Origin of the sequence: Arcobacter iocasae (assembly GCF_042214795.1) — a bacterium.
GTDB classification, from domain to species: domain Bacteria; phylum Campylobacterota; class Campylobacteria; order Campylobacterales; family Arcobacteraceae; genus Arcobacter; species Arcobacter iocasae.
The window spans coordinates 923,384-934,518 of sequence record NZ_CP090177.1 but is presented as its reverse complement, the minus strand read 5'-3'; the positions used below and the strand labels follow the sequence as shown (position 1 = coordinate 934,518).

At 28.7% G+C, this 11,135-nt stretch carries 14 protein-coding genes; 5 read left to right on the top strand and 9 right to left on the bottom strand.

The features are described from left to right. Positions 1 to 88: 88 nt before the first annotated feature. Entirely contained in the window at positions 89 to 970 is an 882-nt protein-coding gene (locus LXN10_RS04735) for an aspartate carbamoyltransferase catalytic subunit (protein WP_375724744.1), read from the top strand. Positions 971 to 977: 7 nt separating this feature from the next. After that, positions 978 to 1,934: an aminodeoxychorismate synthase component I gene (locus LXN10_RS04730; protein WP_375724743.1), complete on the top strand. Its 957-nt coding sequence runs from the start codon at positions 978 to 980 to the stop codon at positions 1,932 to 1,934. On the opposite strand, the gene LXN10_RS04725 is transcribed toward LXN10_RS04730, so the two are convergent. Together LXN10_RS04725 and LXN10_RS04720 are read right to left on the bottom strand one after the other, a co-directional pair. Next, positions 1,931 to 2,578 (bottom strand): response regulator transcription factor, encoded by a 648-nt coding sequence (locus LXN10_RS04725; RefSeq protein ID WP_375724742.1) that lies wholly within the window; start codon positions 2,576 to 2,578, stop codon positions 1,931 to 1,933. The genes LXN10_RS04730 and LXN10_RS04725 overlap by 4 nt on opposite strands. Position 2,579: 1 nt before the next feature. Further along, complete coding sequence (locus tag LXN10_RS04720; protein ID WP_375724741.1) at positions 2,580 to 4,751, bottom strand: ABC transporter substrate binding protein; 2,172 nt, start codon at positions 4,749 to 4,751, stop codon at positions 2,580 to 2,582. Between the two features lie 90 nt (positions 4,752 to 4,841). Between LXN10_RS04720 and LXN10_RS04715 the strand changes: the two genes are divergently transcribed. Both LXN10_RS04715 and LXN10_RS04710 read left to right on the top strand, forming a co-directional pair. Further along, a complete protein-coding gene (locus LXN10_RS04715; RefSeq protein WP_375724740.1) occupies positions 4,842 to 5,405 on the top strand; it encodes an aminotransferase class IV family protein in 564 nt (187 codons plus the stop codon). 70 nt (positions 5,406 to 5,475) lie between these two features. Then, positions 5,476 to 6,510 carry a Cj0069 family protein gene (locus LXN10_RS04710; RefSeq protein WP_375724739.1) on the top strand — a complete coding sequence of 345 codons (1,035 nt, stop codon included), beginning with the start codon at positions 5,476 to 5,478 and terminating at the stop codon, positions 6,508 to 6,510. A gap of 23 nt (positions 6,511 to 6,533) precedes the next feature. Here the strand turns inward: LXN10_RS04710 and LXN10_RS04705 are convergent, their stop codons facing one another. Beyond that, positions 6,534 to 7,172, bottom strand: coding sequence for a transglutaminase-like cysteine peptidase (locus LXN10_RS04705; RefSeq protein WP_375724738.1), 639 nt, complete (start codon positions 7,170 to 7,172; stop codon positions 6,534 to 6,536). A gap of 43 nt (positions 7,173 to 7,215) precedes the next feature. On the opposite strand from LXN10_RS04705, the gene LXN10_RS04700 reads away from it, so the two are divergent. Next, on the top strand, positions 7,216 to 7,659 hold the full coding sequence (locus LXN10_RS04700; protein WP_375724737.1) for a hypothetical protein: 444 nt from the start codon (positions 7,216 to 7,218) through the stop codon (positions 7,657 to 7,659). A gap of 54 nt (positions 7,660 to 7,713) precedes the next feature. On the opposite strand, the gene LXN10_RS04695 is transcribed toward LXN10_RS04700, so the two are convergent. The 6 genes from LXN10_RS04695 to LXN10_RS04670 all read right to left on the bottom strand — a co-directional run bounded on the left by LXN10_RS04695 (position 7,714) and on the right by LXN10_RS04670 (position 11,064). Next, on the bottom strand, positions 7,714 to 8,712 hold the full coding sequence (locus LXN10_RS04695) for a beta-ketoacyl-ACP synthase III (protein WP_375724736.1): 999 nt from the start codon (positions 8,710 to 8,712) through the stop codon (positions 7,714 to 7,716). Between the two features lie 9 nt (positions 8,713 to 8,721). After that, positions 8,722 to 9,723 carry a phosphate acyltransferase PlsX gene (gene plsX, locus LXN10_RS04690; protein WP_013136544.1) on the bottom strand — a complete coding sequence of 334 codons (1,002 nt, stop codon included), beginning with the start codon at positions 9,721 to 9,723 and terminating at the stop codon, positions 8,722 to 8,724. Beyond that, the gene (gene rpmF, locus LXN10_RS04685; protein WP_013136543.1) at positions 9,723 to 9,875 is read right to left on the bottom strand and encodes a 50S ribosomal protein L32; all 153 of its coding nucleotides are present in this window, start codon (positions 9,873 to 9,875) and stop codon (positions 9,723 to 9,725) included. Before rpmF ends, plsX begins: the two co-directional genes overlap by 1 nt. 12 nt (positions 9,876 to 9,887) lie before the next feature. After that, positions 9,888 to 10,268 carry a hypothetical protein gene (locus tag LXN10_RS04680; RefSeq protein ID WP_375724735.1) on the bottom strand — a complete coding sequence of 127 codons (381 nt, stop codon included), beginning with the start codon at positions 10,266 to 10,268 and terminating at the stop codon, positions 9,888 to 9,890. A 9-nt stretch (positions 10,269 to 10,277) separates the two neighbouring features. Then, positions 10,278 to 10,691: a nucleoside-diphosphate kinase gene (gene ndk, locus LXN10_RS04675; protein WP_013136541.1), complete on the bottom strand. Its 414-nt coding sequence runs from the start codon at positions 10,689 to 10,691 to the stop codon at positions 10,278 to 10,280. Positions 10,692 to 10,803: 112 nt separating this feature from the next. Beyond that, positions 10,804 to 11,064, bottom strand: coding sequence for a 4Fe-4S dicluster domain-containing protein (locus LXN10_RS04670; RefSeq protein ID WP_013136540.1), 261 nt, complete (start codon positions 11,062 to 11,064; stop codon positions 10,804 to 10,806). Between the last annotated feature and the right edge of the window lie 71 nt (positions 11,065 to 11,135).

Here is an 11,135-nt window from a genome sequence, read left to right as displayed (position 1 = left end):
TAAGTTCCTTAGGGAGAATAGGAAAATATTATAACCAATTTAATCTTTTTTTTGATAAAATTTGTTTTTAAAAAGGCAAGGATAATAGATGCAAAACCTCATAAGAACTTCAGACTTTACAAACGAGGAGATTATTTCATTATTTGATGATGCGAAACTGTTTTTAGATATGAAATCAAGGGATATTTTAAAAGGCAAAGTAGTAGTTACCCTATTTTTTGAAAACTCTACACGAACTAGAAGTGCTTTTGAAATAGCTGCAAAAAGATTAGGTGCAGAGATTGTTTCACTTGATGTGGGAACAAGTTCTAGTAGTAAAGGTGAAACTATATTTGATACTGTTGCAAATATCAACGCAATGTGTCCAGATGCTATTATCATAAGACATTCAGAGTGTGGATTACCAGGAACTTTAGTTGACCTTGTAAATTGCCCAATAATTAATGCAGGTGATGGCAAACATGCACATCCTACTCAAGCTTTACTTGATTTGTTTACTATCATGGAACATTTTGATGGAGAAATTGAAGGTAAAAAAGTTGCAATAGTAGGTGATGTTAGAACTTCAAGAGTTGCTGGTTCTAATAGAAAACTTCTTCCTAGATTTGGATTAGATGTGTGTTTTGTAGCACCTGATTGTTTTAAATCAGAAACAAATGAGCACAAACAATATGATAATATTTCAGAAGTAATTGATGAAGTTGATGTTGTGATGAGTTTAAGAACACAATTAGAAAGACACAATGAAATATATTTCCAATCAATTAATGATTATGCAAAAGATTATTGTATTACAAAAGAAGTTTTAGGTGATAGAGATATTTTACTTTTACATCCAGGACCAGTGAACAGAAATGTTGATATTAGTGATGAGATGTTATTAGATCCTAGATCAAAAGTTTTAAAACAAGTTAAAAACGGTGTTGCTGTTAGAATGGCAGTACTTAAAAAACTAATACTTTCTCAATAGTATATATTTGAACAAGCAAGACTTAATAACTCAACTTAATAATTATGGCTCTTCAAAAGAGCCATTTTTTTTTATGATAAGTTATGATTTAAAAAGTTACTTCTTAAAACCTTTAAAAGAGTTGCCAGAAGATATAAAATATGAGATTTCAGCTAAAGAGAAAAAAAACTCAATAAAAGATGAAGCCTTGATAAAATACCCAATGAGTTTTGAAGAGTATAAAAAGAAGTTCGAATATATACAAGAACAAATAGCTTCAGGAAACAGTTATTTATTAAATCTAACAGCTAAAACAAAAATAAAGTGTGATTTGAGTTTAGATGAGATTTATGAAAGATCAAAAGCAAAGTTTAAACTAAAATTTAAAGATGAATTTGTCTGTTTTTCCCCTGAAAGATTTATAAAAATCAAAAAAGATAAAATCTATACTTATCCCATGAAAGGCACTATTGATGCAAGCTTAGCAAATGCTAGTGCTAAAATTTTGGGTGATATGAAAGAGATGGCTGAACATACGATGGTAGTAGACTTACTTCGTAATGACTTGGGAATAGTTTCAACTAAAGTTAGAGTAGATAGGTTTAGATATATTGATGAAATACAAGCAGGTGATAAAAAACTTCTTCAAGTAAGTTCTAAAATATCAGGAGAATTACAGAGTAATTGGAATGAAAAACTAGGAGATATCTTACTTTCACTTCTTCCAGCTGGTTCTATAACTGGAACACCAAAAAGAAAAACTGTAGAAATAATAAAAGATATTGAAGGATATGATAGGGAATATTACACAGGTATTTTTGGGATTTTTGATGGAAAGAGTTTAGATAGTTCTGTTATGATTAGATTTATTCAAAAAGATAAAGATGAAAATCTTTATTATAAAAGTGGTGGTGGAATTACTTGTGATAGTGATGCTAAGTTAGAATATCAAGAATTAATTGATAAAATCTACTTACCATTTTAAGAAATTTGTAGTTTATATCCAATTCCAATTTGTGAAGTTATTGTATCTTTTGGAAGTTTCTTTCTTAGTCTTTTTACAAGTGTTCTAATACTCTCATTTGTAGTTAAATCACCTTCCCAAACATACTGTTCTATATGTTCAAAGGTAACTATTTTCTCACAATTTTTTATAAATAAATTTAAAAGTAAAATTTCTTTTTTTGCTAATTTTATCTCTTGTTTATTTTCATCATACAAAAGTTCACTACTTGTGTTATAAGTATAGTTTTCAAGTAGATTTATAATTTCTTTTTCTTTTTTACAAAATTTATTAAGCTTCAATTCTAACTCATAGATATAAAAAGGTTTTTTTATATATTCATCGCAACCATTAGTATAAGCATCTTTTATAGTCTCCAATTCGACATTAGCACTTATAATTATGGCGGGTGTTTTTTTATCCATAACTCTAATCTCTTTTAACAAACTAAGCCCATCTATTCCTGGTACATTTATATCCAAAATAAAACAGTCATAACCATCGTGAACTGCATTTAAAGCATGTATTCCATCTTCAAACCAATCAATTTTGTAATTTTTTTCCCATAGGGCTTCAATAATAAGTTTTGATAATCTTTTATTATCTTCTAATAATAATATTTTCATTTTAATTCTCTATTGGATCTTTTAAACAGATAAAAATATTTGCTCCTTCATCACAAGGTAAAGCTTTAATTGAGCCATTCATTTTATCTTCAATGATTAGTTTTACCATATAAAGACCAAATCCATCACCATTTTTTTTACTTGTAAAAAATGGTTCAAATATTTTTTCTAGATTTTCATCTTTTATTCCAATCCCATTATCTTTTATGGATATACATAAAAAATCATTTTCTGAAGATATTGATATAGAAATTTTTGCTTGAAACTCTTGGGTTTGTCTTTTTTTTAAAATACTATCTTTTGAGTTATTTATTATATTTAATATGGCTTGTTTAAACTCATTTGCATAACCATATATTGTATAGGATTTATTCTCTTCATAGTTTATATCTACATTTATGTAGTTGTATTTTGTATTGTGTTCAACTACTCTTAGAAGTTGATCTATTGCAGAATTTATTTCAAATTCACTTTTTCTGATTGAGGGTTTTATGAAATCTTTAAAATCATCAATTGTGCTTGTCATATATTGAACTTGTGTCATAATTTCATCAACAAACTCTTTACTAGAGCTTTTCGAAATATCTTTTTTATAAAGTAACTCTTGAGCTATGGTTGATATTTCTATTAGTGGGGCCTTCCATTGGTGAGCAACAGAAGTTATCATCTCTCCTACTTCAAAAAGTTTTGATCGTTGTACTATAAATTGTTCATCTTTTTTTCTTTGATTCTCTAGTTTTTTTAAATCAGTGATATCATTTATTATTGTAACAATTCCTGCTTCTTCATTCTTTTTATTTAAATATATTTTTTGTCTAATTAAAACATTTAAAATAGCATTGTTCTTATCTCTTAAAGTCGTTTCTATGTCACTTACGAATACTTTTCTGTCATCAACTTTTTGGCAAATTTCAGGAAAGATATCATTTAGTTTTTTACCCACAATTTTATCTTTTGAAAGATCTAAGTATTTACATAAAGCATCATTACAACCTAAAATAATGCCTTCTTTACTTTTCCAATAAATTATATTTTTTATATTATTTAATAAAACATTATCTAATTTAGTTTGTTCTAGTAGTTTTATCTCTAAATTGACTTTTTTTACAATATTAACAATTAATCCAATAATCAAAAGAAAAAGTAAAGGTAATAAAATAAAAGTACTATCTATGATTTTTCTATTCTCTTCAAAAAAGTCTTTTGGTTTATTTATTGTGGTCGATTGCATTGGAATATTTGAATTGAGTAAATCAAACTTTTTTAATACTGAATAGTCAAAATAATGTTTTGAAATAGGAGTTGATATATCTATGTCTTTAATAGGTATTCCATTTAAAAAATCATTGGCTTTATTTCCTGCTAGTTTTCCCTGCTCAAATGGATCTACCATAATCCCACCAACTACACCTTCTCCTAAATGTATTTTAGTTATAGCAAAAATAGGATAAGCAGAATTTTCAAATAAATCTTTTAAATCATTAGCATAGATAAATTCTCCATTTATGTCTTTATATAAACTTGTGAAAAGTATGGCACTATTTGCTGGAAGTTTTTTGATTTTTTGTTTTAGTGTTTTTATATCAACCTTTTTATCAAAAATAATATTGATTTTATTTTTATGTTCTGCAGTAGCATCAAGTATCTGATTTCTTATTGCCTTTGAAGATAGAGTATTATCACTTATGATATACAAAGTATTTAAATTTTTTATGGAATCTTCTATAAGTTGTATGTTTTTTTTGATTTCTTTGTATTCTATGACACCAGTGACAGAATTTTTCATATTATTTGGGATTTTGATTTTATCATAGTTTTCAAGACCACAAAAAATAATTGGAGTATCATGAAATATCTTTTTATTATTTGTAAGGGCAAAATTAAAAGCATAATTATCTGCTGTAATGATTAAATCATATTTTTTATCTGCATATTTTTTTGTATATAGTAAAGATAAAATTTCAAAGTATTCTTTACTATGATTTTTTTTAGTATCCATATATTCAATTGTAAGTTCATAGTTTGGATATCTTGAAATAACACTTTGTAAACCATTTGTTATCTCATCACTCCATTTCAATCCATTATTGTATGAGTGCAAAAGTAAAATTTCTTTTTTGTTATTTGCGCAAAGTGAGCTTAGAATTAAAAGAAGAAAAAGAATATATTTCATTTATAACCTATTACAATTTTTATTATTTTAGCAAAAAAGAGACTAAAAACACTTTTTTTGATAAAATAATAAAAAAATTAGGTCAAAAATATGGAATATTTCGAAACTATTAAATGTGAAGATAAAGAGGTATTTAATCTTCATTTTCATAATTTAAGATTAGCAAGTACTATTGGGAAAAATATAGACTTAAATGAGTATATCTATCCTTTAAATAGTAAACTTTTAAAATGTAAAGTTATATACAATGACGATGAAATAATAGATGTAAGATATGATGAATATAAAAAAAGAGAAATAAAAAGTTTTAAAATAGTTTACGATGATAACATAGAGTATTCAAAAAAGTATCTAAATAGAGCTTCTTTAGATGAACTTTATGCTAAAAAAGAAGACGCTCATGAGATAATTATTTTTAAAAACTATTTATTAACTGACACTTCTATTGCAAATATTGCCTTATATGATGGCTCTAATTGGTATACACCTAAGAAGCCTTTGTTAAATGGTACTACAAGACAAAGGTATCTTGAATCTAAAAATATCATTGAAAAAGACCTTACAATCGAAGATTTAAAATCAGCTTCAAAGCTTGCACTTATGAATGCAATGATTGATTTTGACATCATAAAAAATCCAATTTTTATCTATTAAAATCCAATTGTAATCAAAAAGTTTTTTTTCTAATATAAAATCCTTTTGTGTGACAACAAAAGGAGACAAAATGAAAAACACTATATTCATAATTGAATATGCAAAAGGAAGCGATAAAGGCTTTGATGGTTTTCGCCCAGATACAAAACCTATCTTGGATGCTATAGAAAAAGTAACAGATTATAAAACTGAGATTGTATTTTATAGACCAAATAGAAAATACGATTTATTGGATTATTTAAAAGAAAAAGCAGTTGCTGTAATAAGTAGAATCAATCCTGGCAATCTAAAAGAAGTGGATGAATATTTTCAATTTTTAAAGGCTTTGGGAAATTCTGGTATTGAAGTGCATACTCACCCAGATGTTATGATTAATCTTGATTTTAAAGATATTTTAGCCAAACTAAAAGGCACACAATTAGGAGATGATGAAAGCTATTTTTATCACACCTTTACCGATTTTGCTACAAGATTTCCCGCTGATTTAGATAAACATGGAATAAGAGTTTTAAAAACAAATTATGGCTCAACAGGTGAGGGTGTTTATTTGGTATCAAAAAAAGATGATGGTTCTATATTTTCTGTGGAAGCTGTCAATAACCAAAAGTTTTATTTTGATGATATCAATGAATTTTTGCATAAGTTTGAGCCAAACTTTGAAGACAATATTTCAGAATATGCTGCATATTTTACTGGAAAAACTGGCTTTGTGGGGTGTAGATATTTGGAACGAATAAGTGAAGGTGAGATAAGAGTTTTACTTGTAAATGACAAGCCAATTTCTGTTGTACATAAAAAACCACAAGAGGGACAATTTTCTGCAACACTATTTTCTGGAGCAAAATATAAATATGAATCACCAAGTGAGCCAAAATGGAAAGCAGTAGTAGAACTTACAATGAATGGATTAAAAGATTTAAAACCATATCTTAATGGTCAAAATTATCCTTTACTTTGGACTATGGATTATATTTTAGATTACAATGAAGATGGAAGTGATAAATATGTTTTATCAGAGATAAATTGTTCTTGTGTAGGAATTACAAGTGAATTACAATATGCAAAAGATGTTGCTGAGGTTTTTGTATCAAAAAAGAAAAAATAGTTGTGTAAATTAAGGAAGTATTTTTACTCCTTGTTTACATAAACCCTTTTAAGTAAGTTATTCCATTTATCTTCTTTTCCCCAATTGATTCTTACTTTTTTACTTATTTTATCATTTTTCATAAGATATGATTCTTTTTCATTGAATATAAAATCTACTTCCAATGAGGGTCTTTTATTTAAAGGTATTACTCTAAAACTAAGATTATCTAAGACATATGGGATTTTATCTCTTGTTGGAAAATAAAGTAGTACCATATGTTTAGTAGTTTTTCCTTTGACTTGAACAACTGCTAAAAAAAGATTATCTTTAGAAAAGCCATTTTCAAGAAGTGAAAAATACTTTGCAATGGTATAATCTTCACAATCACCTCTACCATCAATCAAAAACTCTTTTCTTGTACTCCAATAATCACTTATTCCATATTTTTGTTTATCAAGTTCAGGAAGAATACTATTGTAAAAACTATTGATGTGTCCCAGTTTTCTAATTGTAGAGAAATTTTTAATTTTTTTCTCCAATTCCTCATAGTTTTGTATTCTTTTTATAATTGCACTTTTATTTGGATCAGCTTTTATCTTTGCAATATCTGATTGGGTAAATTGTAGAGTATGACCATATATTAATGTTGAAATCAGTAAAATAAATGTAATTGTTTTCATGTAATTATATATTATCATGGATTTTTAAAAAAAGGAATAAAATATGGTAAATGATGTAATACAGAGTGTTGAATTTAAGAATTTGATGTGTAAACAAGTAAAAGATATGGTAGTTTTTTTATTAGAAAGAAATAGCGAATTTGCAATAACTGTAAATGTAAATGGAGCAACTTTTGATCCTGCTTTGCCAAGTGCCATAGAAAAAAAACTAGCTAAGTTTTCACTTTTTGTTCTAAGTAATTATACATATACAACTATAAAAATCGAAGATGACTTTATTTCATTTGAAGCAGGTTTTGGTTCAGAGAACTTTGGTTCGACGGTTACAATTCCTTTAGAATCAGTTTTTCAAATAGTAATTGATGAGTCAATTTTATTGATTAATCCAGTAGCAACTGTAGAGAAATTTAACACAAGTTCAAAAGCTTCTTTACATAAATCAATAAATGTATTTAAAAATAATCCAAATAATAAAAAGTTTCAATAAGAAGTAAAATTTAGAAGTTTACAATTAAGATAGCTTTATCTTAATTGTATAAATTTATTTTTTAGGTGAGAATGGGAAGAAAGCACTTCCCCAAGTAAGTCCAGCTCCAAATGCATCAAAAAGTACATTATCACCAGCTTTTATTTTCCCTTGCTCATAAGCATAGTTCATAGCCATAGGAATAGAAGCTGCTGAAGTATTTCCATATTTGTCTACAGTTACAACAGTTTGGTCTTCATTTAATCCTAAAGCTTCACCAACAGCTTTTATAATTCTAAAATTTGCTTGGTGAGGAATAAAGTGGTTAATATCTTCTGGATTTAGCTTATGTTTTTCAAACATCTCTTTTACATCAGAAGTTAAAGTTTTAACTGCCAATTTAAAAGTTTCGCCACCTTTCATTTGGATACAAGCTAGTTTTTGTTCCACTACTTCAGGTGAACATGGATTTTTACTTCCTCCACCTGGAGTCATGATTAAGTGATCATAATCACCATCACTAGAACATTTTACATCAACTATTGCTTCTTCTTTTTTATCAGTTGCAGATATAATAGCTGCACCTGCACCATCTCCAAAAATAAAAGCAGTCCCTCTATCTTCATAATTTAAAATAGAAGTATATTTTTCAGCACCAACAATAAGTACATTTTTTTTCATACCAGATTCAATAAATGCTTTTGCAATAGATAAAGCATATATAAATCCTGTACAAGCAGCACTTATGTCGAAAGCTTGCACATCTCTTAAACCCAATTTTGATGCTAGTACACAAGCAGTTGAGGGCATACAAAGGTAATCAGGAGTTACAGTTGCACAAACAATCATGTCTATGTCACTTAGCTCTATTCCTGCTCTTTGAATAGCAATTCTGGCTGCATTTGCACCCATATCAGATGGAAATTCATCCTCTGCTGCTACCCTTCTTTCTTTTATACCAGTTCTTTTTGTTATCCACTCATCTGACGTATCCATGATTTTTTCAAAATCTGCATTTGTCATGATTTTTTCTGGTATGTAAGCACCTATTGATCTAAAAGCTGCGTAAGCCATTCTTAGTCCTTAAAAATTTCTATATTTTGCAAGTTTATCTTCTATATCTTGTTCTAGTCTAGAACTCGCTGCACTTATAGCCTGATTTATTGCATTTTTTATAGCTTTTGGATTTGATTTTCCATGGGCTATTATCACTGGAGCTTTAACACCTAATAAAGGAGCTCCACCATATTCTGCATAATCAACTCTAACTTTTAGCGATTTGAAGACTTTTCTCATCAATACAGCACCTGCAATAGAGATTAGAGATCTTTTTAGATTTTTCTTCAATATTTGACCAATAGTGTCTGCTACACCTTCGGCTGTTTTTAATAATATATTTCCAATAAATCCATCACAAACAACAACATCAACTGTACCTTTGAAGATATCACTACCTTCAACATTTCCAGCAAAATTTTTGATTTGTGAATTAGCTAATAATTCATAAGCTGCTCTAGTAACTTCGTTACCTTTTGATTCTTCTTCCCCATTACTTAGTAATCCAATAATTGGTTCATCAAGTTTCAAAACATCTTGAGCGTAGATTTGTCCCATAACTGCAAATTCAAAAAGATTTTTTTCATCACAATCAACATTTGCCCCTACATCTAATACTAAAGTATTTTGATTTTCACTAGTTGGCATAAGTGTTGCAATAGCAGGTCTAGTAACACCTTTTATTCTTCCAATTCTTAACGTCGCTAAAGACATTGAAGCTCCAGAATGTCCTGCTGAAACAACAGCATCTGCTTGACCATTTTTAACAAGTTCAATAGCTTGATAAATAGAGCTATCTTTTCTTTTTAATGCATCAGTTGCATGGTCTTGCATAGATATAACATCATTACAATCAAGGATTTCTATTCTTCGTAAGTATTCAGGTGGGATAAGTTTTAGTAGTTCTTCTTTTCTACCTACAGCAATTGCAGAAAAAGCTGTATTTATTCTAAGAGCGGCTATAAGGCCGTCTATAATAGGTTCGGGACCGAAGTCCCCACCCATCGCATCAATTGCTATTTTTAGCATTAGTTTTTATATTCGCCAGTATTCGGGTTTACCGTATGAGGCATTTTCCAAGTTCCATCACTATCTTTTACAGGTCTTTTTAATGTAATTTTATAGTGAGTTCTTCTCTTAGCTGATCTTGAGTGTGACACTCTTCTCTTTGGTACTGCCATGTTATTCTCCTTTTAATATTCTTTTTCTATACTATCTTTATTTTCTAAACAAAGAGCACATATGTGATAATCACTTCTTATAGATGAAATTTCACTTTCGATTATTTCATTAAAGTCAATCATATCGTTTTCTATCTCAATTACCAAGTTTTCCAACTCAGATTCATCTTCATACACTCTATTTGATAACAAAAACTCTAGATTTTCGTTAAGGTCTATAGTGTATTCAGCCCCGCATCTACAACAATCTACAGCTGTAGGACCTACTAAAGTTGCTTCAACTTTAGCCAATGTAGGCGACATTTTACAAAAAGTACCCTCTAATTTAACTGAATCAAGTTCAAGAGAGAACTCTTTTGGTGTAAAAGGGACTTTTCTAAATTCTATTTGCATAAATATTTACTAACAGATTTCTCTATCTGAAAAGAAAAATTTAATTTCATTAGCTGCATTCTCTACAGAATCAGAACCATGAACTGCATTTGCATCAATAGAATCAGCAAAATCAGCTCTAATTGTACCAGCAGCAGCTTCTTTAGGATTAGTAGCACCCATTAAATCTCTGTTGATACTCATTGCATTAACACCTTCTAAAACTGAAACTACAACAGGTCCAGAAATCATAAATTCTACTAATTCACCAAAAAATGGTCTCTCAGCATGTACAGCATAAAAAGCTTCAGCATCAGCTCTACTTAATTGCATTTTTCTAGTAGCTGCAATTCTTAGTCCAGCAGATTCAAATCTGTCTAAGATTTTCCCTACAACATTTTTAGCAACAGCATCAGGTTTGATGATAGATAACGTTTGTTCCATATGATATTTTCCTATTTTGAATTTCAAGTCGCGGATTATATCTAAAAAAATAAAAAAAGGCAAGTAATTGTAAAATTACCTGCCTTTTAAATTGTCTTAAAATATTTTTAAATTAGTCTTCTACGCAAGGAGTACCGGCTACAACGCCTTCTGTATCAGGATTTTCGCCCCATACAATACATCCTTCTGTTGGACATGCATCAGCACATGCTGGTGTGTCATTATGACCTATACACTCAACACATTTGTCTTCATATACATAATAAATATCTTCACCTGTAGGATTTTCGTCATTATCAACGATAGCTTCAACTGGACATTCGTCAAGGCAAGCATCACAGCTTATACATGTATCAGTAATTACTACTGCCATTTAATCTCCTTAATATATTTTTGAATAACTCTATCACATCAAATATAAATATAACTTTAAAATTTTTTGTA